Annotated in this window: 23 protein-coding genes and 3 pseudogenes; 9 read left to right on the forward strand and 17 right to left on the reverse strand. The window is 55.0% G+C overall.

Going from position 1 to position 25,641, the window contains the following annotated elements:
* Window positions 1–317 precede the first annotated feature (317 nt).
* The 9 genes from JAB8_RS28985 to JAB8_RS09725 form a co-directional block, all read right to left on the reverse strand.
* Window positions 318–1,007 (reverse strand): hypothetical protein, encoded by a 690-nt coding sequence (locus tag JAB8_RS28985; protein WP_175445177.1) that lies wholly within the window; start codon window positions 1,005–1,007, stop codon window positions 318–320.
* A 54-nt stretch (window positions 1,008–1,061) separates the two neighbouring features.
* Window positions 1,062–1,271: a hypothetical protein gene (locus JAB8_RS09695; RefSeq protein WP_070289347.1), complete on the reverse strand. Its 210-nt coding sequence runs from the start codon at window positions 1,269–1,271 to the stop codon at window positions 1,062–1,064.
* Between the two features lie 88 nt (window positions 1,272–1,359).
* Window positions 1,360–1,857 (reverse strand): hypothetical protein, encoded by a 498-nt coding sequence (locus JAB8_RS29880; protein ID WP_254679485.1) that lies wholly within the window; start codon window positions 1,855–1,857, stop codon window positions 1,360–1,362.
* A gap of 47 nt (window positions 1,858–1,904) precedes the next feature.
* On the reverse strand, window positions 1,905–2,276 hold the full coding sequence (locus JAB8_RS29480; protein WP_175445178.1) for a hypothetical protein: 372 nt from the start codon (window positions 2,274–2,276) through the stop codon (window positions 1,905–1,907).
* Window positions 2,179–2,601, reverse strand: coding sequence for a DUF6283 family protein (locus JAB8_RS29885; RefSeq protein ID WP_070289350.1), 423 nt, complete (start codon window positions 2,599–2,601; stop codon window positions 2,179–2,181). The genes JAB8_RS29480 and JAB8_RS29885 overlap by 98 nt, the downstream gene beginning before the upstream one ends.
* 9 nt (window positions 2,602–2,610) lie before the next feature.
* The gene (locus tag JAB8_RS09715) at window positions 2,611–2,880 is read right to left on the reverse strand and encodes a hypothetical protein (protein ID WP_083287643.1); all 270 of its coding nucleotides are present in this window, start codon (window positions 2,878–2,880) and stop codon (window positions 2,611–2,613) included.
* An 11-nt stretch (window positions 2,881–2,891) separates the two neighbouring features.
* A complete protein-coding gene (locus tag JAB8_RS09720; RefSeq protein ID WP_070289351.1) occupies window positions 2,892–3,239 on the reverse strand; it encodes a type II toxin-antitoxin system ChpB family toxin in 348 nt (115 codons plus the stop codon).
* Window positions 3,233–3,484 (reverse strand): PbsX family transcriptional regulator, encoded by a 252-nt coding sequence (locus JAB8_RS28125; protein WP_071654400.1) that lies wholly within the window; start codon window positions 3,482–3,484, stop codon window positions 3,233–3,235. The genes JAB8_RS09720 and JAB8_RS28125 overlap by 7 nt, the downstream gene beginning before the upstream one ends.
* Before the next feature lie 213 nt (window positions 3,485–3,697).
* Window positions 3,698–4,612, reverse strand: a complete 915-nt coding sequence (locus tag JAB8_RS09725) for a hypothetical protein (protein WP_070221482.1) — start codon at window positions 4,610–4,612, stop codon at window positions 3,698–3,700.
* A gap of 32 nt (window positions 4,613–4,644) precedes the next feature.
* On the opposite strand from JAB8_RS09725, the gene JAB8_RS09730 reads away from it, so the two are divergent.
* The gene (locus JAB8_RS09730) at window positions 4,645–4,986 is read left to right on the forward strand and encodes an EAL domain-containing protein (protein WP_083287453.1); all 342 of its coding nucleotides are present in this window, start codon (window positions 4,645–4,647) and stop codon (window positions 4,984–4,986) included.
* Between the two features lie 5 nt (window positions 4,987–4,991).
* Here the strand turns inward: JAB8_RS09730 and JAB8_RS28130 are convergent, their stop codons facing one another.
* Window positions 4,992–5,543 carry a DsbC family protein gene (locus JAB8_RS28130; RefSeq protein WP_071650204.1) on the reverse strand — a complete coding sequence of 184 codons (552 nt, stop codon included), beginning with the start codon at window positions 5,541–5,543 and terminating at the stop codon, window positions 4,992–4,994.
* 68 nt (window positions 5,544–5,611) lie between these two features.
* Between JAB8_RS28130 and JAB8_RS28990 the strand changes: the two genes are divergently transcribed.
* Window positions 5,612–5,791: a hypothetical protein gene (locus tag JAB8_RS28990; RefSeq protein ID WP_139142998.1), complete on the forward strand. Its 180-nt coding sequence runs from the start codon at window positions 5,612–5,614 to the stop codon at window positions 5,789–5,791.
* A gap of 27 nt (window positions 5,792–5,818) precedes the next feature.
* Here the strand turns inward: JAB8_RS28990 and JAB8_RS09735 are convergent, their stop codons facing one another.
* On the reverse strand, window positions 5,819–7,306 hold the full coding sequence (locus JAB8_RS09735; protein WP_139142999.1) for a DUF1173 family protein: 1,488 nt from the start codon (window positions 7,304–7,306) through the stop codon (window positions 5,819–5,821).
* A 75-nt stretch (window positions 7,307–7,381) separates the two neighbouring features.
* Here JAB8_RS09735 and JAB8_RS09740 point away from each other — a divergent pair, with 75 nt between their 5' ends.
* A complete protein-coding gene (locus JAB8_RS09740; protein WP_175444839.1) occupies window positions 7,382–7,759 on the forward strand; it encodes a TraR/DksA C4-type zinc finger protein in 378 nt (125 codons plus the stop codon).
* A gap of 444 nt (window positions 7,760–8,203) precedes the next feature.
* A pseudogene (gene tnpB / locus JAB8_RS28135) lies at window positions 8,204–9,094 on the forward strand (IS66 family insertion sequence element accessory protein TnpB).
* Here tnpB and JAB8_RS29485 read toward each other — a convergent pair.
* The 3 genes from JAB8_RS29485 to JAB8_RS09760 all read right to left on the reverse strand — a co-directional run bounded on the left by JAB8_RS29485 (window position 9,006) and on the right by JAB8_RS09760 (window position 16,647).
* Window positions 9,006–9,299 carry a hypothetical protein gene (locus JAB8_RS29485; RefSeq protein WP_070289352.1) on the reverse strand — a complete coding sequence of 98 codons (294 nt, stop codon included), beginning with the start codon at window positions 9,297–9,299 and terminating at the stop codon, window positions 9,006–9,008. The pseudogene tnpB and the gene JAB8_RS29485 sit on opposite strands and share 89 nt — an antisense overlap.
* A gap of 420 nt (window positions 9,300–9,719) precedes the next feature.
* Window positions 9,720–14,840, reverse strand: coding sequence for a DUF3883 domain-containing protein (locus tag JAB8_RS09755; RefSeq protein ID WP_175445180.1), 5,121 nt, complete (start codon window positions 14,838–14,840; stop codon window positions 9,720–9,722).
* A 532-nt stretch (window positions 14,841–15,372) separates the two neighbouring features.
* Window positions 15,373–16,647, reverse strand: coding sequence for an integrase domain-containing protein (locus JAB8_RS09760; protein WP_083287467.1), 1,275 nt, complete (start codon window positions 16,645–16,647; stop codon window positions 15,373–15,375).
* 1,121 nt (window positions 16,648–17,768) lie between these two features.
* Here JAB8_RS09760 and JAB8_RS09765 point away from each other — a divergent pair.
* Window positions 17,769–18,578: pseudogene (locus JAB8_RS09765) on the forward strand (IS4 family transposase); the annotation flags it as partial.
* A gap of 75 nt (window positions 18,579–18,653) precedes the next feature.
* Here the strand turns inward: JAB8_RS09765 and JAB8_RS09770 are convergent.
* Window positions 18,654–18,941, reverse strand: a complete 288-nt coding sequence (locus JAB8_RS09770; RefSeq protein WP_070224723.1) for a hypothetical protein — start codon at window positions 18,939–18,941, stop codon at window positions 18,654–18,656.
* Between JAB8_RS09770 and JAB8_RS29700 the strand changes: the two are divergent.
* A pseudogene (locus JAB8_RS29700) lies at window positions 18,847–19,041 on the forward strand (IS6 family transposase); the annotation flags it as partial. The gene JAB8_RS09770 and the pseudogene JAB8_RS29700 overlap by 95 nt on opposite strands.
* Before the next feature lie 449 nt (window positions 19,042–19,490).
* Here JAB8_RS29700 and JAB8_RS09775 read toward each other — a convergent pair.
* Window positions 19,491–20,063, reverse strand: coding sequence for a S49 family peptidase (locus tag JAB8_RS09775; protein WP_131690080.1), 573 nt, complete (start codon window positions 20,061–20,063; stop codon window positions 19,491–19,493).
* 700 nt (window positions 20,064–20,763) lie between these two features.
* On the opposite strand from JAB8_RS09775, the gene JAB8_RS09780 reads away from it, so the two are divergent.
* Both JAB8_RS09780 and JAB8_RS09785 read left to right on the forward strand, forming a co-directional pair.
* Complete coding sequence (locus JAB8_RS09780) at window positions 20,764–21,195, forward strand: hypothetical protein (protein WP_070300259.1); 432 nt, start codon at window positions 20,764–20,766, stop codon at window positions 21,193–21,195.
* 734 nt (window positions 21,196–21,929) lie between these two features.
* The gene (locus JAB8_RS09785; protein ID WP_070224726.1) at window positions 21,930–22,925 is read left to right on the forward strand and encodes a site-specific integrase; all 996 of its coding nucleotides are present in this window, start codon (window positions 21,930–21,932) and stop codon (window positions 22,923–22,925) included.
* A 170-nt stretch (window positions 22,926–23,095) separates the two neighbouring features.
* Here the strand turns inward: JAB8_RS09785 and JAB8_RS09790 are convergent, their stop codons facing one another.
* Complete coding sequence (locus JAB8_RS09790) at window positions 23,096–24,412, reverse strand: replication initiation protein (RefSeq protein ID WP_083287468.1); 1,317 nt, start codon at window positions 24,410–24,412, stop codon at window positions 23,096–23,098.
* 290 nt (window positions 24,413–24,702) lie between these two features.
* On the opposite strand from JAB8_RS09790, the gene JAB8_RS29000 reads away from it, so the two are divergent.
* The gene (locus tag JAB8_RS29000) at window positions 24,703–24,954 is read left to right on the forward strand and encodes a hypothetical protein (RefSeq protein ID WP_139143000.1); all 252 of its coding nucleotides are present in this window, start codon (window positions 24,703–24,705) and stop codon (window positions 24,952–24,954) included.
* Window positions 24,955–25,641 lie beyond the last annotated feature (687 nt).

The raw sequence follows: 25,641 nt of genomic DNA on the forward strand, positions 1-25,641 counted from the left end.
AGCCGCGCAGTTGGATTGTGCCGTTGCGCTCGCCCTGTATCTTTTTTAAGTTACGCTTGTCGTAGTCGTCGAGTCCGGTGCAATCCGCGTCGGAAAGACCCATCTCACTCACAACATCAGCTGCTGCGACTGGCTGATCGTGCAGTGCGATCAAAAGCGAGACGGCGACTAATGCCCCTAGCTAAAATTCTGTAAGCTGTGTTTGTGCCATAATTTTCCTCGTTGGCCGGCACCATGCCGCCCTTCTAAACGTCGCAACTGCCTTGGGGTTGATGACGGTGGATCAGGCGCATTCCATGATCCATTACGTTAATCGTTTATATCGATTTTCCACGCACAACTAACTTTAGATCAAACAAACACTGCAATGTCACATCACTAGGAACCCCAGCAGCTTTAAGCCGAGTTGCAAATTCGATTGGTGAGATCGTCGGCTGTCGAACAACTTCTACGATGGCTCTGTAAATTACGTCAACATGCATTGGCCGACGCAGAACTGCTCTCACGTTTTCAAAAAGCGCACCGCTAGATTTCCACCAACTGGAACTCCAAATATACCGGTATTTACCTGACGCAAAAGCCGGATCGACATCAGAAATCCGCGTTGTATTTTTTTGTCGAGCAGACATCATTTCGCGCTCAGCCCGCTGTCGTTCCGCTTCAAGAGTGGCAGAAACAAGTTTAGCCTGCTGTCGTTCTGCTTCATATGCGGCAGCAACACGTTCATTCTCGATGCGTTCGTTTTCAAGCTGTTCAATGAATCGAGCGGTGTTTTCCACCAACATGGCTCGTTCGTCGTCTGTAAGTGGTCTTGCAGCGCCGCCACCATAATAAGGCGCAGCCACTGTACCCGGCCCACCGTAGAGCGTTGCATAACACTGCGATCCGAGGACATGGAATTTGCCATTATCAAGGACGACATGTATGCGCTTGAATACCGAATGACCGCATCCGTCTGCCTGACACCTTATTCGATTGGCGTGCGATACCTCGACGATGCTCAACAAATGGGACTTCGGTTCAGGCGCTGATATCATCTTGCGTTTTCCTTAACTCAGTTTTCAGTTGACCGAATGGTCAGGCCAAGCGTGAATCGTCACGCTGTCGCCGACCGTAATCGGTCCATCCTTCGTATCCAAGCGTTCATTTCGGTTCTGAAGAACCCGTTCGCCTTGCCGCACTTTGCCACTGGCCAGTAGCGCACGCAACGCACCGACATCATCGACTACCTCGCTGTCGAACAAGATTTGGGCTAAATTCTCGCTGGCCATAATTCTCCTCAATGGCCAGCACCGCACTGGCCTTTTCATTACGCCAGGCCCGTCATGCGGGCCTTGGGGTGCTGCTGGGCGCTTTCTTCTAACCCCAACTGACCAGATCAGCTGGGACTTCAATATGATGGTGCATCTTTACTTGAGCACGAAATACGTCCCAGGCATCAGGGCCTGATGGCGAATGAGTACAATGCAAGCACTGGGTACCGCCGGCCATTTGCTCTGCTGCGGACTTGTGGACATCTAGACCAAAGGTCTTGCTGAACCTGCCAACGCAAGATCCGTCAGCCGCCGTTACCCAGACTGTGCTGCCGTCGCCGGAAACTTGAATATCATACGGTGGGCAGTCTAGGAAGGCCGGATGGTCGAGATCAACCACAATGCTGCTTTCATACCGATCCTTACCAACATATTTTTTCGCCCACGCACGACGTTGTCTTGGTGTCCGGTCTTCACAGCCACGCTCATGCCGACGCTTCCATATTTTGCACAGCGCTTGCATGTCACGATTAAAGATCGTGAAAAGTCGATATTCGGCACCGCAATGTATGCATGAAGCATAGCCGGTGTTGTTGGTACCCATTTAACTTTTTTCCTCGAATTGGGAATCGACCGTTGCAATAATTTCCTCTATTCCGCTGTAGCATTGTTGTGATCGCCAAGCCAGCCCCTACGCTCAGGGTCGCCATCATGGGCAAGCATCCATGACCAGCCAGTCTCTCCAGTGTCAGGACCGTTGGTGTTCAATTGCACAAAGGCGGTACCGCCGACGTTGTCGACGATGAAGAGGCCTACGTGACAGAAACCCGGCGCCTCCCGCTTGATGCTTCCTTCGCGGCCATCAACATGCTTTACGCGCTTCCCTGTCCAACCCATTCCGCGACTCATTTGGTCTTTTCCTTGATCAATCGCGGCACGCTGCCAAGGCAGCATCGTCCGCTGATACTCCGTTTGCAATTGCCATAGCGCGGTAATTCTTGTGCAGCTCGTGGCCACCGTCATGTACGTCGTCCCTCAACTCGCCGCGGATGTACCGCAGGCGCACCGTCAGGTTATGGTCGGCACCTCGCATCAAGAACCCGGCACTCATGGCTGGCTTTTTGCTCCCAGCTTCGTGGCATCCAAAAGTATGTTCCGCCATATCGTACGCCGTGCCAGCTGAATGACGAAACGCCTCGGCAGGAAACTTACCGGTCGCATCGACCCGCCATGGACACTTGGGGCATGGTTGCTTTCGATAGCGGCCCTTCCCGCCTTCAACCGTCACGACTTGGTTATTGGCGTCAGCAGGTCGGACTCGCGTTATCTTGGGCATGTTCTTGCGCATGGGGTCTTTTCACAATTGTTCATCAAGCGCTTCAAGCGCCTCTTCACCAGCAAGTGTCGGCACCAATTCAAATTGCGACTCCCAGAGGTTCCCGATGTCGCGTACGAACAGAAAACCAGCGGCCTCCAGATCCTTCGCGGCTTTAGAGAGCTGCTTGCGCTTGACACCAGTTGCCTCGACCGCTTCGGCCAGCAGCTTCCGAGCAGGTAATCCGAGCTTCACTAGAATCGCTGCCGATTCCAGCGCTTGCTCCATTGACTCATGCGAGATCAGCATCATCTGGATTTTCCCTAATCGGTGATTGCACGCAACCTGGCGAGAGCATCTTCCACCACGTACTCCGGTACTGTCTCGACTCGCTTCGCCTTTCTTGTTTCCAAATCCAACATGCGAATCTGATTGACCAAAGCTACACCTTGGGTCTTTGTGCCGGCACCGCTCAGGGAAGCTGCGAACCCCGCATGCCGTGCGAAGTCGCCGCCTTGTGTTATTGGAGCAACCAAGACCACGCCCAACGCGTTGAAAGCGCTTGTGGACAGCACTAAGACAGGCCGCATACCTCTTTGCTCGTGCCCTTCGGTCGGATCGAGGCTGACCATGACAATGTCGCCGCGCCCGAATTTACTACGGCTCACCACGCTTCACGCCCCACCGGCTTGATTTGCGACCAAACTGCCATATCGGCCGGTTCCGCTGCAGAAAGGTCACATTGTGCTAGAAGGTCAACCAAAGAATATGACGGGCGCGCAGCTTTCAGCAGCACACCTTCTGCCTGCACGTTGACACTGAGTTTATCTCCCAAAGTCACTTTGAGCATACCCAGCAACTCGGTAGGCAAGCGCACTGCTGCGCTATTGCCCCACTTCTGAACTGATAATTCCATAGACCCTCCTAATGTAGATACATTGTAGATTCGTTTGGTAGGTGTTGTCAATCTCATTGTCTATACAATGTATCGCCATGATCGAACCATTGTACGTCCACCAAAGATAGCCTCGTTCATCGGTAAAGTTTAAGGCATCATAGTGTGCTTCGTGTCGACCGCTACAGCGCGGTTATTAATGCAACGCCGATGTAGAGGGAACCAAAGCTGACATTAGTTTGAGGCGGTCCCCGATGGGCCAGCTGCTTGATTGGTTGGTAGGAGTGGCGTCTCGCTCATGTCCGCCTTCGGCTCCTCGAACACCAACCGCAACGCGCATGGAATGGACTGGGGTTTGGTCACGCCGGCAAACATAACGAGCATACGCTGCACCTCGTGACGGGCAAACCCCGCCGGTGGCACATGCAGGTCAAGGTGTACCGGAAGCTGGGTACTGTCGCCATTGTGTTTCCCCGTCCGTTCGACCTTGCGGCGCACCTGACGTATTTGCGTCGCCAGCACACTAGGATCGGCCCCTCCTTCCGGGGTTGAAATCGATTCGACCAGCCGTCGCAGTAAGTTTCGGATCGGCGGGCGGTCCCCGCTATTGATCCGTTTTGCCACCTGCTGCGCGTTTAATTCTACAGGGATGGTGATATCACTCAAGGCCTGTCGCACGGCGCCCCATTTGGACTGCGACTGCGTGCCGCCAGGCTGGGCGTGTATCAGGAGCTGCGCCCAGTGCGCCTCCGTGTCGACGTGGATGATCGAGCCAGTCAGTGACGCGACATACAAAGCCGCTTCGAGGCTCAACCCCTTGAACACCTGGATCTGCGCACCGTCCTTCCCTGAGGGAAGCGACTGCAGCAACGTGTACGGATCGGCCAGGGCTTGGCGCTTGAAGTACTCGATGAACCGATCCGTCGCATTAGCGTCCGCCTCAGGCATGTGGTCGGCAATGAAGCGCCGCTGGGACGCCTCTGGCAGCATCCAAACCACGCGCTGCGTTTCCTGTTTCGCGAGTTTCAGGAAGCGGTACAGGCCACCGCCCTTAGGTGGTTTCCATCCGTCGGTGCGCCGGGTGAGCACCTCCCTGACATGATGGCCTAGCGGGGCGCTGACCTCGCCGTGATCGGGTACCAGATGCACGAGGCCGGCGCGGATACACGGACCGTGTAACTATTGCCGAAAAGGTCAATGAGCTGATCGATGTGGGCGCGAAAATGGCACTTGATGACTTCGGCGCCGGCCGCGACGGACTGGAGCGCCTGTATGCTGTTCGTAATGTCACCGCAGTAAAGATCGATCGGGAATTTTTACTCACATGCATGCAGCGGCAGGATGCCCGCCGCATGCTAAGCATGCTTATATCTCAGTGGCGGCGTGAAGGAATCAAATCAGTTGCTGAAGGTGTAGAGTCTGAGGCAATGTTTGCTTTTGCTCGCGGACTTGATGTGGACTTGGTTCAGGGCTGGTTCGTTGACAGGCTTGTTGGAATGAACCTGGTGCGCGATCCCTGCTGACGCCTTCAAGGTATCGTTGCTTTTGACATCCGCTTAACGATCTCGCCTGCAGAGAGCAATCCAGCTGAAACAGTTCCGTCTTCATAAATAATGCTCGGCGTCGTTGTCAGCCCCAAACGTTTGGCAAGAGACAGGTTGGTATCGAGCTGCCCTGCATCGCATGTACTCGATGGTATTGCCATTCCACCGGCAACGTTTTTCCAAGCCGTCACGCGATCACTAGAGCACCATACTGCGACAGCTGAAGTACGCCCTACCTTGCTGTGGCCTGGTAGAAGATGGCGGTAAACTGTCACATTTTCAAGCTGTGCTAGTTCTGGCTCAATTTCGCGGCAGAACTTGCAGTCAGCACTCATAAAGACGTGAATCGCGCGCTCGCCAACACCCTTTGATGTTTTGAAAGCCCCTTGTTGGGTTAGCAATGTCAGCGCCTGGCTGTCGAGCTGTAGAACCCCCGGTTGAGGGCCCAGGAAAGTAAAGCCAAAGATGGCGACTGCAATAATTCCAGCGCCAGCAGCCATCACTGCTCTCGAAGATTTTTTGTTGACTTGTGACATCTGGATTCACGGTTATTATGGATACATCGATCCTACTTTACGACTCAATATTTCTGGAGAGCAAACCTATGCAATTTCTGACCGCACTCTTTAGCCTGGACCCATCCCATCTTACGTTGCTGGGAATGGTTCTCTTTGTGCTTGTCGGCGCTGGCGCCGGAGCTGCATCGTGCAATTCCGAAGAAGATGACGTGAGCGAATATGAAAACGCGAGTTGGAACCCTTCGAGCGTCAATTACAATGAATAAATGCCTCCCAGCGCTCCTACCCCGCGGTCAACGCAGTGACGGAAAGGGTGGAACATTTGTCGCGTTCCCAACGGCGTCCCAATACCACCATTCTTGCGCTCCGAATTTGTCATCGTAGTACACCTTCTTTGCAGCCTTCCTCTTAAGATATTCTGTGTCACTACGGCCGAACACTTCCATCGGTACTTCCTTCGGTGTATCCGTCAGAAGAAAGTCAGGCAAGACCTGTTCGGAGCTGGCATCGAATCGCAGAGGTTTAGAAAACGACCTGTGCTGGGAAACAAGCATCTCCGCCACAACCCGCTCATAACTCGACTCCACAGGAATAAATTGCGCAGTGACAGCCATGATGGCCACGTCGATCGCCGTTGCGTAAATACCGTGTTTTCCCTGTCGTAGTTCTATTTGGGCGATGGCGACGGCCCCAGTTCCGTTCCGCCAAGCCGACATAGCATTTGCGAACCGCCGCATCGTAGATGCCCATAGCCCTTCCTGCATGTACACAATTGGCATTCCGTGAAAGCCGGCGATCTTCATCTGTTGTTCCATCTGGGGTTCCCGGCCCTGGTTCCATGCCGCTAAAGGGGCGATGACGAGCATACGCCTCTTTCCGCTCAGAGCCGAAGCTGTGCGATCACGATTCCGTTCTGCTTCGCGCGTATCGGCGCCAAACGTCGGAAGTAGCAGCTGGAGAACGAGTTTGACGTTTCCTATCCAAATATCGTCCGCAGCGTTGTGAACAAGCCAGTATGCGAGGGATGGTCGACGCTTCCCGGTGAAACCGGGCCTCCACTGATTTAGTTCGGCTGCATCCCATAGATAGTGAAGTAAACCCAATAATTTTATTGACGACCTTTTCACTGAAGCGGGGCGATCGGCAGACTGCCTGATCGGCGCTGACTGGGATGCGGATGTTTCCCGCTCCACCATTCCAATCTCTAAGCGGATCAATACTGAGCCGTCTGCTTGCGGGTCAACCACATTGATGGTGGTCGTACCCAGCCCGGTTTGTGAAGAGTTGGCGCTATAAAATTGACAGTCGCTAGCATGCTCACCCCCGGTCATGCTGAACCTAGCCAGTGAGAACTGATCGGTATCGTCGTAGTGCTTAATAGCCAAGCGCTTGGCGCCCATCCCGCTGCAGCCGCACCGCACCTCCGCACGTCCGTAGGCAGCTTTCAATGCTGACCGCCAACCTTGCTGAAATTGGTTCGCGGTCTGGAAGTTGGTCGAATACGTTTTGATCACGCCGGTTAGCGTGATCGATACCGGATGTACATTGCTCATGATTGGGACAAGAAAGTAGCTGAAGACGAAATTTTCACACGTTACACCAGTTGCCTGACTGGAAAAGCAATTTGTTTCTATTCTGAATGAAGGGCTGAGGTCGCCCTCTACGGGCATATTGCAAAAAGTCACTTTTTTTCGCGTCTTTAAATATGTGTATTGCGAAAGTGAATGGGACAATTCCTGATTCCACACCTCCATTAACAGACAACCGACAAGATGGCTCAACAAAGCTTCCCTGCTGCAGTCGCAAATATCACCATCAGGCCACAGGTTGCGCTCACTGAAGCGCAGATTGTGTGCATGACAGACATCGAATATATGAGCGACGCACAAACCGCATTCTTCCGTGCTCGACTCATCGATATCGAAGACATTCTCCAGTCGCGGATGCGTGCTGCGGCAACCGAAATAGCGTCTTGCTCGGACGTCGCTGATCCGATTGATCGTGCAAGCGCCGAAGAAGAACACCAGTTGGCGTTATCGAATCGGACGCGCGACGCACGACAGATCTTGGAGGTGGGTGCAGCGATGAGGAAGATCGAAGCTGGCCAATTTGGATGGTGCGTAGAAACAGGCGAACCGATAGGAGTGGATCGTCTCTTGATCTGTCCCACCACCACACTGTGCATTGAGGCGCAGCAGCGCCGGGAGAGCAAAACCAGGCGCTATTGGGTATGAGCTTGGTTAAATTCTCGCCAAAGGTAGTGGAACTCAGCAATCCTCATTACAGTCCTGAGATACTGCTCGACACAGTCATGCGGTTTTTGGGTTTGAAGTATGACCGTCATCTGGCTCATCGCCTCGGTGTACAACCGCCGCAAATTTGCAAGATTAGGAAGCGACGTCTTTTGGTCACTCCCGCGATCCTAATCAGTATGCACGAGGAGACAGGACTCGGCCTGCGTGAATTGCGGGCGCTTATGGGCGACTATCGCGAACACACCAGGCCAAGTGCAAAGCACCCTTCGATTCCGCAAACAGTGCAGATGGAAAACCTGCCTTATAGCAAACTCGTGAGCCAAAGGATCCTACATTCCTCATTGGGTGACAGCATAGGGACTGATTGGTACCGCTCATGATTGGATGTGATAGCGAGCCGGATAGTGGAAACCCTTCAACGGCCTGGTGGCCATGGTCGAGACAGCGCTGCAAGCCGATCCATTCAACGGCTACGTGTTCGTCTTCCGTGGCCGACGCGGCGACTTCATCAAACTACTGTGGTGGACCGGCGACGACCTGTGCTTGCTGGCCAAGCGGCTCAAGCGGGGCCGCGTAGTCTGGCCGCAGGCTAACAGCGGTACGGTGGCGCTATCTCAAGCCCAACTGTCGATGCTGCTCGAAGGCATAGACTGGCGCCAGTCGGTGGACAATGCGCCGCGCCACAAGCCGGCCCGCAAGCCGCTGCCAGAGCACCTGCCGCGCGACGAGCGCGAATATCAGCCGCAGGCCGACGCCTGCCCGGCCTGCGGCGGAGGCCTGCGCCATATGGGCGAGGATGTGGTCGAGTAGTTCGAGTTGGTGCCGGCAAGTTTCTTCGTGATCTGCCACGTGCGTCGCAAACTGGCTTGCAGTTGCTGCGAAACGATCGTGCAGGCGCCTGTGCCGAGCCGGCCGATCGCACGTGGCATCCATCTGCAAACCCACTTGGTCCACTTTAGCGGCGTGCTGCAGGCGGACGCATATGCGCGCGTCATTGCATTTTACGTCGACGGCATGATAAAGGAAGCGGCGTGCTGGGCGCACGCGCGCCATAATTTCTATGGCTTGAACTCGGCCAGGCCGTCGGCCATCACGACGGAGACATTGCGCCGGATCGCCGAACTGTATGTGATCGAAGCCGAGATACGCGGCAAGGCGCCGGACGAACTACAGCGGGTGTCCACCGCCGCTGTCGCCAGCCAGATTGCATCGGCCGATAGTTCCATCACAGCGCGCGCATCAGTTCGCCCAGCCAGCTGGCCGGCACCTCGCTCGGCAAGCTCAACGTCCAGCCGCGCTCGTTGCGCAGGCTGATCGTAGCCACCAAAGGTGCCGCCGGCGCCACCCGCACCGGCAACAAGCTGGGCACGGACGACACCTTGGCCAAACGCCGTACCCAATAGCCAACTTGGCGAATCGGAAAGCCATGCTCGATGGCGTATGCCCTCTGCGACAGTCCGCTGGCCCGCCACTGCGCCACCCGCTCCTCCCACATCTTCTGCCGGTCCTCGTTTGACATCTTTAACTCCCGTAGTGATCGAGAGGATAGTTTGGCGAGGCCAATCAGGAATTCATAGATGGGATGGTTGGCCGCTTACCTAGAGGCTGCGATTTCAATGCCTGAATCAGAAGCCTGGGTGAGAGCCCGTGCCCCTCGGCTGGAGAACGGTTACATATCTCTTACGACAAAATTACTCCGTTCCTTGCCAATCAAGCTTGCAGGCACCGTCCCTGATAGGATCCTCCCATAGCGCCGCACGCCACGGGCAGGCGCCTCTGGCGCCGCAACGCTTTCCGCGCGCTCCGGCCGAACTGTGAGGTTCTGAAATAGACGCGACGCGGGATGTTGCAGTTCCGGGCGGGACCATACCCTTTTTAATAATGATTGAGCTAGGCCCCGTCCATGGCGTGTAGATGATTGCAAAGGGTCTAACGCTGCTCAAAGCCGTACCGGACGGAGCCGCTTCGTACTACGCGGAATTGGTCGCGCGTTTTGATACCGACCGGGTTGGGCAGGGGTTAGCACCATCCAGTTGTTAGGGTCGAATACGAAAGGGACGTACAAGATGCGGTACCTGCGTTTCCGGTCCTCTCTTGCACTGCCGGCGACCTCAAGCTCTCTAGCCGACAACTCGAACTCTCCACCAGCGTCGAGTGCCGATTTGACCTCGTAAAGGTATTCATGGCGTGCAGTAACGACCCGGAAATCGTAGCCTAAGGAGTCATCACCAGCAGGGCCAGTACAGAACTTCTCGCGGTTTGACGAGACCCAGCAATCGTCCAACATCTCTTTTGGGTGGCGGCGGAAGAGCACTTTCCAGACCAGCCACTCGCTTGCCATGCCCATGACCGAGCGGGTTGCTTCGGGCAGTTGGTTACGCCAAGCTCCCCCGCCACCGCCTCCCCCAGTTCCAGACCGCGGCTTCGCTCCTTCTTGCTGCTGAATCAGCTTAGCGACGCGACTTCGGGTGAGCCACTCCTCGCCCTGGGCCAACGCTTCGGCCGCGAGGCTCTCAAACTCCGAGACAAATCCGGGGTTACCAGTGTCCAACGAGTTTCCGGAGAAGGAGATGCTACGGCGAGCCGCCTCGGCTTTACGGTTAAGTTCGCGAGCTTCCTGTTCCTCGTGCTTCAAATCTTCTGGCGTCAGACTCAAGTCACTCAGTGCATCGGTCGTCGGCATGTTCGTGGGCCACCAGGCAGCGCGCAGTAGCAAGCCTGGCAATTCGCCGGGCGCGACCACCTGGAAGTCCAGCAGACCCGCTTGGTCTAGCGCGCGCACGAGCTGCTGAGCATCGGTTGCACCTGCGCAGACTGGCTGTTGCACGCCATGCTTCCTGCACCAAGCGCGTATCAGGTTCATCAAGTCTGCATGCCGCAGCATCACCTGTTTCCGGTTGGCGGCTACAACGACCTCTAAGGACTCAAGGTCGACCGAGGGATCATCAGCCCCGAGCGTTGCCTTGATCGCCAGATCTGCGTGGGTGACGACGCGAGCTCGATCAAGCTCCTCTAACCGTATTGGCCACTGCGAGTCGAATTGTATGAATTCAAGCTTTCGCAAGACCACGTAGTTGTCCAGCGGCTCAGCCGCCTGCCAATTGCGCAGAAAGGCTCGCCTCAGCCGAGCGCGTATCAAGGGGGCCAGTTCGGCTAGGTACACGCTGAACAGTCGGCGAAAGTCCGTCTCGTCGTTCATCGGCGGGTAGCCCAGCTCGGCAAGCGTGCGGCCGAAGGCGGCGAATTCAAAGTTGAGCCGCGCGCGGATCGCCTTCTGGTCGTTGGTTTCGGTGACTATCTCGAGCAACTGCTCGACCACCTGCGCCGGCAGTTCGCCGGCAAGCCAAGCGCGAAGCTGCAGGACGGGGCCAAGCTGCGCGTGCCTTTCGCGAAGCCGATCAGAGGCCTCAATGCCCTTAAGGAAGGCAATCGCAGGAAGCACCGCGTCGACGCTGCGTTGCATACCACCCTTTATCGCAGCAAAGTGCTCGCGGACAACGCTGACGTCTCTGCCAATAGCCCGAGCCAGCATGTATTCAGACGGCCCAATCGCGCCGCCGTCGTAACCGTCACGCTGCAACCTCCCCAGCAGCAGTTCGAGCGTGTTGCGCCTCGACCCTAGCAGTTTGGTGAGCGCCTGCGACGCTTCGAGTAGCAGCTGCAGGTCGATGGGACCGATAGTCTTAACAAGCAGCGTTGGGGTACGGTTATGCCGCACAGCGTGCACACGCTCTCTGCCGCTCACCGGTATCTCATTCCCTGAGATGGTGAGGGCAAATCCACTGCAGCGCCTGATGCGGATCGTGCGAAGCCGGCGGTCGAGTTCATCCGTAGGAAGTGACCGCGTCTCTAGAGGATCGCCGAGGTGCTCGTGCGCCAGGACAGCAAGGTCGCTCAACCACGCCAGTTCCCCCACCAGCAAGGGGTCGTCGTGCGAAGCTTCGAACTTGCCCCCGTCGACGATCAGTTGCACGTCGCCAGAGTCCGTCAACCGAGGCGAAAAGCGGCCGGTTGCCCTAACTAAATTACAAATCAGCGAAGCGTCGGCTTCCCCCACGTCGAGAACAGCTTCGCCTGCGTCGCCCAACGAGCGTGCGGCGAAGGCATGAGGCTCGCTAGTCACGTAAACTACCGGCGGGTCCTGCTCCTGCCCCGGTAAAAGTTCAAGGCTTCCCGCCCGCTCCACAATTAATTCAAGCGATGCAGGCAGCGCACTTCGGTGCACCGCGATGTCGGCCCACGCACGCCGAACTTGGTCGCGCAGGTCGCGTCTTTCGGCAGTAGAAAGATCCAGGAACACTGCGGCAAGCGATGCCAACCGATCTGGCGCGCTCGACGCGTCCGACCAGTCGCGAAGGCCGACCTTGGGGTCGAAGAGGATGGCTGGGAGCTCCTCGCGGGCGCCGGGTTCGGACTTAAATCGCGCCACGAAGCGAGGTGGGTTCTGACGGGCTACCCTCGTAGACCAACTGTCGCATGGTGGTGCGAAGACGACCTCGTCCGAGCGAGTGCTAGTCGGCCACCCGCCGTGTCGCAGGAAAATATAAAGCGGCGTGAAAAGTCTGATTGTCTGGTACCCGCGCCAGTGTTGGACTTCGAACTCAAAGTGGCTTGATCCGCAGACCCTCAGGTAGGCGACCAAGAAGTTCGACAGCGCCTCCTTCGCGGATGTCGGCAGCTGATCGTGTTCAAGTTGGCCCGGCACTCTCCAAGCTTCATGGCGTACTCTGTACTCGGTCTGCGGGTAGAGCAGCTTATGCTGAGAGGCTTCCTTGATCCAGGTCACGTCAAACCCAAGTTTGGGGTCGCCGGCGCTCAGGAACCAGTTCCAGTAGCCGTTCGGCGTGGCCGCACGAGGCAGGTTAGCTGCTATAGGCTGAAGTCCGTCTGGGACTTTGAGAATTTGAAGGAAGCGGGTCCAGTCTTCGCGCCTATCATCAGCGCGGGCGCGGGGCCAGTCGGAGAAGTCGATGAGTAGGCGCTTGCGCTGCTCATTGCAGTCTAGGGAGAAGGATGAAGCCTCATCGAGATACTGCTCGAGGGTTCGCCCAAGGGAGCTCCACGACGACGACATCAGGGCGTTCTCGGCACGAATCCAGCCGCCTTGGCTCGGCACGCTCAAACCAGCCTGACGCAACACGGCTTCCACTGGCTTGTCGCCAGTGCCGAGCCAGACTCTGAAGGCCCACGTCAGGGCTTCCTGTCGCTGGCTATCACTTCCCCACTCCAAGGCGCTCCTGAGGGCCGCCAACGTCTCAAGTGGATCATACTGTCGAAGAAGGCCGGCCTTTGTGAACTGGTGGATGACCTCGTCCGGGACCGCGAACTGCTGATTCAGGAACCGGAACTTGCGCGAAATGGCCGAAGGTGGATTGGGAAGTCCCTGGGTTCGCTGTCCGCCCGCACCTGTTGTCCGCACAAACACAGGGGGCGCATCTTCCAGCCCGGTCGCCGTCGCGACGAGAAGCTTGTCTCCGTCTCCGAGCAGAACCTTCTTGCCCTCCAACGCGTTTAGTTCGATCTTCGACACGGAGAAGATTGAGAGTACATCCTGGTAGAACTCTCCCCACCTGGTGGCGGCCGCGTTTTTCTTCTTCGACAAGAGATATGAAGCCGTTGCTTCGACCCAATTGCATAACACTGCTTTATGCAACTCCAGCGGCAATGACATGAAGGTCGCGAGCGCCTTGATCCGAGACAACTGATCGTCGGATACTCCAGTCAGGATATGGGCCTCGGCAATCGACGCAAGCCGTAAAGGGGTCATTTGCTTTGTTGTGATACCCGGCCATGCGTAGAGCTCGTTCAATGGTACCCACATAATGCCTCGGCCAGAGGTGGCCGGCCAGATCGCGGCGAATTCCATCGGCCGTTCGAGCGCCTTGAACGCGCCGACAATCGTCGCAATTCGTGCACCCGACCAGGCAGCCATGTCGACGATTGCGCTGGGCGGAATGGCCAAGTTCTCGTCAACGATCGCCAGGCAGGCCTTCGCCGCGGTGTCCGCCGCAGCTTCGATCAGCAACTGGTTAAGTGGCAAGTCGGGCTTGATGGTACGCCTATCAATGTCCGCGAAGAACGGCGCATCAATATGGCCGGCCATCGGCGAGACCGCGTGGTCGTCCATTGGAAGAAAGTTGTACAGACGCGGAGCGACCGCCTTGTCCAAGCACACGGCGATCGAAACGACAGCTTCACCCTTCCAGCTAAGCCAACGTTTGAGTGGCGGCGCCGCCAAAATGCTCTCCGTTACCGCTGCGAGTACGACGTCCTTTTGCAGCGTCTGCTTGACGACCAGAAAAACGCTTCCGTCGCTCAGTGTGACACGTTGCATCCGAATGCTCGACGACGGGTCTCGCAAGATCGGTTCAACCGCGCGGGATAGCGTTGCCTTCATTACCTCGGCCCCATCTCGAACGATCGAGACTTCCAGCGACGCGAGGCGATCGAGAAAGAGCTGGACTGGCGCGGCCGCGTTAGTTAGCGCAGCCACCTGCTTCTGTGCCAGTTCGACCTCACGGGACGAAGCCAATGGAAGGCAAACGACCGTTGCGTACCCCTCCGAGGCGAGGCGCCGCACATCGTCCGTTTGCTCGGTAACGGCGACGGGAATGAGGTAGCGAGGAATGTCGGCGGCGACTTTAGCGGCCATCTCCGGTAAAGCACCAATCTCCGCCAATTGCGCTTCGATCTCTACAGTTGATGCGAACCGGAAGCAGTAGCCGTTGAACATGGGCGCAGGCATCTCAGAGCCGGCAGAAAAGATGTGGACGTCGTCGGTCAGTGCCTCGACACTTCTGAAGCCTAGGCCCTTATTCCCGATCCCTTCCCCGATCTCCTTATCGCTCGTGCCGATGTTGCGGATTGCCACGAAGTTCGAGTCAGAAAAAGGGCGACCCTTGTTGGCTACGAGCAATACGCTCTTCTGGTCATTGGCCACCACCAAGCGGATCGCGACCTCGCCTTTCTCGCCAGCGTCGTGCGCGTCGTGCGCGTTCTGAAGCAGCTCGAAGAGGACGCGGTCGCCGTACTGCGTCCCGATGATCTCGTTCAGACTCATCAGGCTCTCATACACCTTAAGACCGCGTCGCTCCGCGTCTAGCGCGTGCTCAAGCTGTGAGCGAGTGATGCTATCGATGGATGCCGCTGCCGAAGTGAGTTGGGTCTCAGCTGTTATTACCTGCTGCTGCCGTCCGCCGTCCGTTTGCATTACCGAATTTTCCAAGCTTATCCCTCTGGTTTCAACTAATTAAACAATGCGCTGCGAGACTGAAAGGAAAGTTTCGATGCTGCCAAAGCTCTCGCAGCAGAGGGAGCGTTGCCGGTGCCGCTTTGCTAAGTGCGGCGACCACTTCTTACCTGTCAAAGAATGAACACCAAAATACTACTGCGCGGCATCATTTCCTAGCAGGCATCGGTGATCGCGACACGAGCGGCAGAATTTGGCGATTATGGCTTACCGCACGGCAAAACGAAGATTGACATTAAATTAATCTGTTGGCAAGTTCCTCTTTAACATGGTGTTCAGTTTAATAATGGGCCTCAGCCATGCGCGCTAAACCAAATCGGGGTAAAGATTGGCGCGATTGGCTCTACCGACCAGCATTTTTTTGATCCATGCCGGGGAGTGAACCATGCGAAGTGCGAGACGAAAAGTGATTCGACGCTGCTTCCAGGGCCGCTATGTTTTGCGGACCAAGTGACAACCAATCTGTGCCATGTCGACTGCTGTGAAATTCCCACAAAAAATGCGCCACTCGCGGATCGACGTATGCCTTTACAGCCATCAGTTCTGCCGTCAGTACCGAGCAGTCCTTCAATCGCGAGCTTGGAATGTCTGGCGAAAGCTCTTCTTTAGGAATAGCTTGTACGGCCGCGGCGATAGCGTTTTTAGTCCTATCTACTGGATCAGGTCCCACATCACGACCGAATGATCCGTAATAGGCAGATGTAATGCTCTTCCGGGAGTGCCCAAGCTGTTCGCTTGCTTGTTCACGTCTTAAATCGAGATCCTCTTTCGACATTTGGCCGGGCCCGCCGCCTAAAGTGGGCGGAATAACCGATGCAATTAAGGCGGCATTCTCTGCAAACTGAGCGCGCAGGCCGTGACCTGTTACTTTCGTCATTGCCTTCGTTATCCCAATCTTTGCCAGCATCCGATGCCATTTTCCGAGGCTGAATTTGATATCTGCTACGCTCCCATCGTGCTTTGTGGTCCATCCGAGATGCTCTGATTTCTTCACCATCGATTTAACCTGATCCAGCACTATCCTCTGCTCCGTTGTATCTATGTAGATATCTCGAGGCCGCCCGCCTTTCGTTTTGTATGCGGCGAAACGATCGCCACGATCAACTTTCCAAGGGTGGCACTCGATGACCTCATGGCGACGAAGGCCAAAAGCGACCGCAACGCGAAGCATTGCTCCGAACCGGCGATCAAGCGCGTCGGCCTCTCTAATTTTTTCTCTAACGTCGATACCATTTTCTGCCCAACTCTTGCTTGTAATGGCAGCGGTTTTGACGCGCAACTTCGCTCTAGGAACATCAGGAAGGTAATGATGGACGTTTTTGACCATCTCACCTTTACCGATCCACCGGGCGAAAATTCGCAGGTACGAAAGGTTGGATTGAATTGTCTTTGGGGTAAGTCCCGATTGATACCAAAACTCGCAAAGCGCCTTGACGTGTTTGTCACCCAAATTCTCCGGATTTTGGAGGCGGAAATTCAAATTCACGAGGTGACGGAAGCTCGCGCGCAAAGAGTCGCCTATGGCAGTCTTCGTTCGTTCGCTGGCTACTTTCCCGTTGACGCGGGTGCCCGCTTTCAATTGCAAAATTGCGTTGAGTTGCGAGATCAAAGATTTCATGTCAGTCCTTTTCTATAGGTTCGCCAGGCCGCATCCGTATGCATTCGAGTGAACGCACACGGATGCGGCATGACGGATGCCGTTGGTAAAAAAATCATCAAACTGCCGGGGAAAGGGACCCAAACGTAAGCACACTAATTTCACACTGCCACCCCTTTTGGCTTGAGGCAATATGTCGACTCCTTTCGGAAGGCGATCGCCGAACATGATGCTGCTAGGCCTGGAACCCTCACGTGGTTTCTCACGCAGCGCGTCCTGCCCTCATGGGCAAGTCTTTGGTGGCGCTGTCACCAAATGGTCTTTCTCACGTCACGTGGACGTCGCGGAGGCAGCACTGGCGCCGGCGCAGGGCCAGCGATTCATGCGTCTGGGAGCTTCCAGATATCCGCCCTTCTGTGTCTCTAAAAATTTCGATGGCCCGGACCGGGGTCGACGGCGTAGCTGCAACTGAGCTGCTTGTGGCGTTCCGGCAGCCGGCCCTGTTTTTCTCGCATAGCAGCGCGAAAAATCAGGTTCAGTGGGAAATCAGTGTTCCTAAGCGACGTCTAACCCTGATGTAGCTTGGGTTTCGCTGTCACTCAGTGTTCGTCACAAGTTTGCGCTCGAAGGAAAAAAACGGCCAAAGATGGCCTTGGGCTAACTGCATTACGAACTATTTAAGGTTGATGTACCAAGGTATTAGGCTCGGCCTGGAAGATTGCCGCTCAAGCGGCGGTAGAAATTGGTGCTTTTCGATTCCGAAGGAACTGAAAAGATGTCTAGTGAAACAATGCCGCATGGCGACGGATAGATATTAGCAGTTTGGACTGCTGCAGATCAAACGAAAACAGATAAAAAACGCATCATATTTGGAATCTCAGTTCATGAGTGCAAAGTATCTTACCGCCAGCGCAGCAAAGTGCAGCGAAGTGCGACTTAGTGCAGCAAAGTGCAACGTAGTGCAGCAAAGTGCGGCATTTTTTAAGGATGGATGTAATCAAGAATATAGGAGATTAAGCGTGACTTGACTGTTAGCTCACCTCTTTATACATAACTCTTGAGCGCCCCTATTTCAGGTAGCGTGCATATCGTTGGCGCCGACCTAGAATTGCCCCACCGTCATGGCGGCGCATTCGCCGGACACGCGACTGGTGTATGTGGCCGACCGCGAAGCCGATTTGGTGCCGTTGATGCTGCAGGAGCAAGACCTGGGCACGCCGGTTGACTGGCTGGTGCTTGCGTAGCACAACCGCTGCCTGCCAAAGTTGGAAAAGCTCTGGCAGCACACCAGCGCCGCAGCGCCTCTCGGCGAGATCGTCTTTGACATGCCGGCGCGGCACTGCGTCAAGGCGCGCAAGGTGCGTCAGCAATTATGGGCGCGCAAGGTGGAACTGCCAGCGGGCCAGGGCAAAACCGTCAGCGCCACCTGCCTCATCGCCCGGGAAATCTATGCGCCGGACCGTGCCAAGCCGATCGAATGGCGCTCGCTCAATAACTGCGACGCTGACACGCTGGCGCAAGCGCAGGAAATGATTGACTGGTATTGGGCGCGCTGGGAGATCGAGATTCTGTTCAACGTGCTGAAAAACGTCTGCAAGGTCGAGGAGCTTCAGCTTGGCTGCATCGCACGCATCGAGCGCGCCCTGGCGCTGTTCATGATGGTGGCGTGGTGCATCGCATACCTGGAGCGCACGGGCCGGACCTGCCCAGACTTCGACGCCACGTTGTACTTCGATCAGGACGAAATTGAAGCGGCCTATCTGCTGCGTGAAAAACCGGCACCGCCAAAGGCAACAGTCGATCAGGTGCTGAGCCAAATCGTGTGCTTCGGAGGCTTCCTGGCGCGCAAACGCCACTGGGACCCCTACGCGGAAATCATCTGGCTTGGATTGAAGGGTCTACAGGTGGCCGTCAAAAATATGCGCACCGTGCGCAGGTTTGGGCAAGGATAGACTTGTGTATAACATGGTGCCTAGAATGGGCCGTCTGTAAGCATAGAGACGAGGTCTCGATATCTTGTCAGTACATCAGTGTTTCACTGAAGAGCGGGTGAAGTCTTTTTTGATGAATTTGAAAACAGAAACAAACGGCTCAAAGAACAAGCGTGTGTCTGCGACTGCAATTTTTTTGATGTGCTGGATAAGTGCGATCATGTTCATGCTCCTTAATGTCCTTTTGTGTTGCTGTAAATGTACCTGCAGATGCGGGTAGTTGTCAACAAAGGGCAATCGCGCCATCAAACGGGCGACCAGACCGATGCTCAACTTCAAATAGTTCCGCGCCGCCCACTGCGTGCTCGCAGGCGTCGAGCTCATGCACATGATCCGCAAGGGGCAGTTCGCAATCAGCGGAGCCGATGCGATGTCGTTCGCCGACCAATTTTACGCGCTGGCGGGCAAGGTCCGTCCGCAATGACCTGGACAATGCCCTTCAAGGGAAATTCCGCCGTTTAATCAACAACGCGACACAATCACTTCCAATTCGTCGTCTGGCCTGCCTCCTGGTTTAAGCCGTGACGGAAATGTCGGGAGATATGCAGGCGTGTGAGCCTTTTGTCGACGAACATACCTATGGAAATTCATGATCGGCAATTTACCAATCAATGCCTTACGTCGGTGATGAGGGTTGCCATTTCGAACGCATTGCGCTTGCTATAGTTGCGGGCATTTCTGCCGTGGTAACGATATTATTTCTCTATCTAAGTTGGTAACGCTGTCGCGCAATGTATTCGTCAAATACCGCCGCTATCGAGGAAGAAAAGACGCTACTCATCTGTGCAAATCCCTTTGGGTACTCACCGAAGTCGAACGCTTCCAGGTTATGTTGTGCGGCCACGAAGTCGTCGACCGTGCCGATCTCGTCAATTAGCCCAATTCTCTCGCCTCCACACCGCTCCAGATCTCACCACTGCCGTAATTCACGCCGAGCTGGAGAACCCGCGCGCGGCCGTGTTCAAGTTTGAGCAAAAAGGTATGGCCAACATGGTCGACCAGATACTGAGCCTTGATTTGCGCATCCTTGCTCAGTGGCGTGAACGGATTCAGGAACGCCTTGAGGTGACCGGACGCGAATATCTCCTGCGAGATTTCAATCCTGTCCAGCGGGCGCGACAACTGCCATGGTGCGATGATCGCTCCAATCGAACCGACCAAGCTGTACTTGCCAGCGATGATTTTGTCAGCTCGCAGGGCGATCATATAGGTTGCCGATGCGCCGACGTTACTGATCACCGCAACTACCGGCTTAGGATTTTTTTTCTTGAAGGTCGCGACGGCGTTACCGATTCGTTCAGCCTCCATCGGCGCACCGCCAGGACTGTCGATCGCCAATACTACCTGGATGATACGATCTGATTCAAAAGCGCGCTCGATCAAGGGGAAAAAGCTTGTCGGCCGATACCTTCGACGTTGATAATATTTCGCTATCAATGTGGACAATGCCGATCAATGAACTAAACGCACCCAGTCTGGAGCCTGATACCTGCAGCAGAAAATAAAGTCCAAACAGCAGCGGCATTAACACCAGCACTGACCGGAATGCCATGTTGAGCCTGCGCGCGAATTTTCGATCGCGCTCCAAAACCAAGCGCTAATATTTGAAGCCAATGCGCTGTTCTCGCATCTCAGCCACCAAGAGGAGGACGAGATTGGCTGATTCCAGAATCGGCTCGTTTTTGCTGTCGTCGTTTACCATGACATATTTCCCGCGAGCGATAGGTAGAGATAGCTAGCGCCAGTTCCCGCCCCAACCCGATGCAACCGTTGCTGCACTGCGGTGTCACCTAGCCCGTACAGCTGCCCGACTTCCTAGTAAGCTTGTCCCGCCATCACGTACTTGAGCATGGCAATTGATTCGGCAATATACATAGGGTTCATACGCAGCTCCATGCAATCTGGATTGCCTTATCATGTCTTGGCCACAGTGGCATGGCGCACGAAAAGCATACGGTTTTCGCGGTGTTATTTACTTTACGGAAAAATCGGCGAGTATTCCCTGGTAATTGGTCGGTTCGGCCACAATGCACATGCTCACCCGTTTGTGAACGGCATTGGGAGCCCCGCACCATTGTGCATGTACATACGGTATAGGCGGATAGTAAAATATCAGCATTGCGGCATGGTGCCGACGGAGAAGTCAATGCTGAACGTGACGAACGCCACTCGGATTGCGGAGCTTGAGAGGGCGCTCGAAAATGTCGTGGAGTATTTGAAAAAATTACCCATTCATCCCATGCATAATGCAGCGATCAACGCTGCTGAGCACAAGCTACGGCCACCGTACGCAGGCAGCCTGCTAGAAACCGTCAACCCCGTGTTCAGCACGCAGTGTTATGCCCCCAATGGCATGTTGACGCTCGCTGCCCTGGTGACGCCGCATAGCGTCGTGATTACAACCGCCAAGGTTGCGGTACCGAGGTTGCGTGAAGCACACCTCTTCCGGCTGAACCAGAAACTGGAATCGGGTGTGGTGCTGCCGGCATTGACTCCAGCAGGCCAAGCCGATTGTCCGGAAATCCAGGCATTATTGGCGCTTCATGGCGACCCAGACCCGAGCAGCGGAGCCACATAATTGTTGTCCATGCCTCCATGCCCTGCCGCCCTCCACAAGGCACCTGTGCTACCTTCCCACTGCCTACACACTTGCCAGCTGGCACACTGACTATTCTCCCTATCTCGCAACCTAATTGTTGACCCATGCCAGCTCTTTGGCTGACAGAAAATAGGCGCGATGTCGTGTATGTCTGAATGGTGAAAGTGGCGCGCTTCCTGTGGCGTCGCAACAGGAAGCCTGATTCATTAGTTCCGTTATGGCGTAGCTGGACTTTACTGGCACAAATTCATCGTTTCGGCCATGCTGAGGTGGGCTAGCGGCAACCGAATCATCTCGCAGACTACCTTCTTGCAGCTGTGGCACATGTCTGTCCAAGGTGTCAGTCATGTCATTACGCCCACGTCATTGGCCACCGCGTTGCACCTGCTGGTCAAGGCGGCATATCGGTAGATCGCATCCCATGAAGCGACTGAAACAATAAATTTCTATTATCTGTGCAACCAAAATGCAATTAACCAACATGTAAATATAAAACAACAGTACATTGCCAAGCCACTGACTACGGTGACTCTGACGTCCTCACTAAGCGCGATAAACTAAAAAAATCGCCACAACATCAGTCAAACAAAAAGCGTCTACAGAGCAAAACCTCGATGATTGCCGTAAAGCGACCAGTCACGGTTAAAGCAATCTACCTATGTTGGTTAATTGCATTTTAGGATAAACTGACAGCCTGTTTACTCGCCTGATTGATGATGACATCACGCAAGCTCTGGGACGCCAGTCCGCTCACCTGTTTCAAGGCATTTGTCAAAACGGCAGATTTTGTGGAGATCACCAAACAAGCCGTGCTCAAGGAGCGACCGCCCATTTCCGACAAATCTGCGCTGGTCTATATTTCGATGTTTCGTACCTTCGATCGTTGGATGAGCAAGCATCACAAGATATTCTCGGTGCTTGGCCAAGACGATTTATTGCAATTTCTAGGTGCGGATGACGATGCTGATAAGACGTCCTCCCAAAGGCTCAACAGCAAAATTTCTTATCGCTATCTGCGCCTGCTGGAACGATGCTTCGACTATTTGCAAGTGGTGCCTAACCCTGCGCAACATGCCATTTTCCAGACATTTCAGGAGGGAAAATTAGCAAAAGATGCTACCACCGTCGCGCTGCAGGAGCATCAAATAGCCGCCTTCCTCGATGCGCTGCCCTCGGCCCCGGTTTCCCGCCGACCGGGATCGGCCAACTGGAAGCGACGCCGCGACCGCGCGATGCAGATCACCATGCTGCTCGGCGGACTGCGCGTGGCGGAGGCGGTCGGCCTGCTGCTGACAGAAGTCAGCGAACAGACTCGCTTTGACGACGGCCTCGAACTGGACCTGACGCCGGCAGAGAAGCATGACACCAGTTACGCCCACACCACCATATTGCCAGCTACTGCTGCGGCCGAGCTGCTCACTTGGCTAGCCGAGCGTGCGTGCTTGCGAATCCCAGGTCCATATGCCTTTCCTGCCGATTTGCAAGGCGCCATGCTCAACAAGTCCACGGTATACCGACAAGTGAAGGCCACTTTTCAACGGGCCGGCATCGACGATGTTCCGCGAACCGGCGGCCGGACCTTGCGCAACACCTTTGCAGTGCACGAGCTGCGCAATGGCATGACCGTGCCGGAATTGACCGAATCACTTGGGCTGGCACTCGAGCGCTCTACCCAGCCTTATCTGGATATTACCAAGCAGGTAAAGTGACGACCAGGTTTCTCTGAGCCAGACCAGGCTGGCAAGCAGCACCATGGCTTACCCTATTCATTTCCGTTTTGTCGTATAACGTGCCCTAGTCAGCAAGGCAAAACTGGGAAAGACAGCCGGGCTGGCGCCAAGGGAGTGCTGCGGTTGACGGTCGGACTGCCATGCCAGTTCTATTTGAGCGAAATCGCACCGGTTTGCAGCGCGAACTGGAACAGGTCTTGAGGCGTTGGCTCCCCCCAATGTTTTTTTGCCAGCCAGGCAAACAGCGGCACCATATAGCGCGAGGTGCGCTTCTCATTGTCCTGCGGGACCTGCGTCACTTTGCTGTCCTGGGCAGCGTTATACTCCGCGATCACCGCTTCCCGATCCACCTCGAGCATCTCGCTGAGCATCGCTTCGGCTTCAGCATTGCGCGTTTGTGTAAATTTCGTCTGGATGTCACGCATGGCCTCCATATCTTGCGTTCCCCCTGCAGGCGCTTTTTCAACCACATCCGGCGCAAAATTGCCCTCCAGTGCGCGTTTCAGGTACGCGCTCGGACTCTTGATGGCAGGCTGGCTTTTATCGCTCACGCGTGCCATCGTGAATTTCCAGTGCGCATCGATGACCGCAGTCGGATAGGTGGCCAGGATTTTCTTGCGGTCGCGTGCCGACAAGCCCAGGTCCTCGAGACGCTTTTCCCACTCCCCTTTGTCGTCCACATCGGGAATGGCGCGAAATATCTGCTTTTCTTCCACGATAAACTGGAGATACTTCACGCTGCGACTGCCATCGCGGTTTTCAATCAGCTCGATGGTTAGATCGGACTTTTCATTGATCTCCTTGATGGCCGGCTTGAGCTTGTCCCGCTTGAAAATCTTGTATTCGTTAAGGATGGAGGTTTCGCTCACCTCGCCGTAAATGCACCAGCGCCAGTCCGTCCAGGTCATTTCATTGGTACGCTTGGACGGATTGGTGCGGAAGCGGTTGACCCATTCGTACAGCGCGGCAGCTGGATCCAGACGGAATGTGCGCTGGATGCGCAGGTCGAGGCGAGCATAAATTTTGGAGTCGAATAACATCGGCTTGATCTGCGCCGCATAGGAGTAAAACACCTTGTCACGATCGAATGCGACAAATGGCAGCAGGACGCACGAGGCCCACATCGGATCGCCGTCCTTGCGCAAGAAATCCCACTGCACCGTCAGCTTCTGCATCTGGGTGAGGGCTTCTTTCAAATGCTTCCGGTTGGGCGAACTGTAGCCAATAATGCGCATCAGCTCCTCGCGCGAGATCGAGTAAGTTTCGGTTTCCAGTCCAGGATTCCTGGCATGCTCCTCTAGCGCATGCTTGAGCATGGCATTGAAAGCCAGGCGCTGCGTCTTGCTCTGGATCCCCCCCGTAATGGCCATGTGAATGGCTTGCACGGGCTTTTTCAGAATCTCTGGTTGTTGATCGAATAGCAGCGCGAGCGCCATTTGCGAACCGGGGGTTTCTTCTGGGGTCATATCTTCTGGAGGTGAGAATTTGGCGGTTATTGTTCACCTTATCAACGGCGGCGTCAATCGCTTTCCCTCAAGCATCAGCGAAGACCTCTGTGCGCCGACCTGGCCAATGCCTGCGCGAAGCGAAAATGATGCCGCTGCAATCGGATTCGCGCGGTTACCACTGAGCCCCTGCAGCTGCTGCCTGGCGCCTGTCGCTCTGTCCCAGGCACAGCATGCTGCCGGCACCGCGCCGATTCTCCGACTGGCCTCCAGCCGCACTGGCGAGAGGTGAGCTTTTCGGTTGATTACGCGTGAAAATCAGCACAACGCGCGGTACGCCAACCGGCTTGCCAGGCGTCTCTAGGGAAAACCTGACGAAAATGTTGCCCGGGCACCTACGAAATCCATCTTGGCTATCAGAAAAGCTCACCTTTACGCGTCTGTCAGCCAAGATGCCTATTAAAAAAGCTCACATTGTTGCATTTGTCGCCCGTCCAGCCTATCAGAAACGCTCACCTTTCGCCTTTATCGCCAATTACCTATCAAAAAAGCGCACCTTTTGACTTGCTCCATCGACAATGGAGCATTTTTGCTATCAAAAATTCGCACCTTTCATCCCATAATCATTTATTTTCTGTGGCCGCATCATTCTGCAAGTGAAAAAATAAAAGAAAAAGCTCACCTTTTCATAATCCTACGCCTCAAACTATCAAGAAAGCTCACCTTTCGGTAAAAAAGGCCGCTTTGACTATCAAAATACCTCACCTTTTTTGACGTTGACTGAATTACCCTATCAAAAACCCTCACCTTTTATCTCTGCAGCATGGTGGCATGCTGCATGGCCTTCTGCTCTTGTGAACTCGCTCAGGAGATCATCTAACGCGAACCGGCGATTCTATTGCATTACCGATCACTTTCTTGGCCGTATCTGGGGTACGCACACGCCATTGCTGAAAAAATGGGCATAAAAACAGAGATATCCACAGCTACTATCAAAAAAACGCACCTCCAAACATATCCACATCCGTTGGCTATCAAAAAAGCTCACCTGTAAACATACCCACATCCCTGCCCTATCAAAATAACTCACCTGTAAACATATCCACAACCCTAAACCGCCTGAAAAGAAGCGCCACGCTCACGCTGTGCCGGTTAAAGGTTAATTAAAGGTTTTTAAAGCTTTTTGGAATTTAATGAACTTCCAGGCTCACTCCGTGCCAAGCCACCTTCCCCTGTTTTGATGGATAACG

The sequence above is a fragment of the Janthinobacterium sp. HH106 genome, from assembly GCF_001758725.1.
In the GTDB taxonomy this organism is placed as follows: domain Bacteria; phylum Pseudomonadota; class Gammaproteobacteria; order Burkholderiales; family Burkholderiaceae_D; genus Janthinobacterium.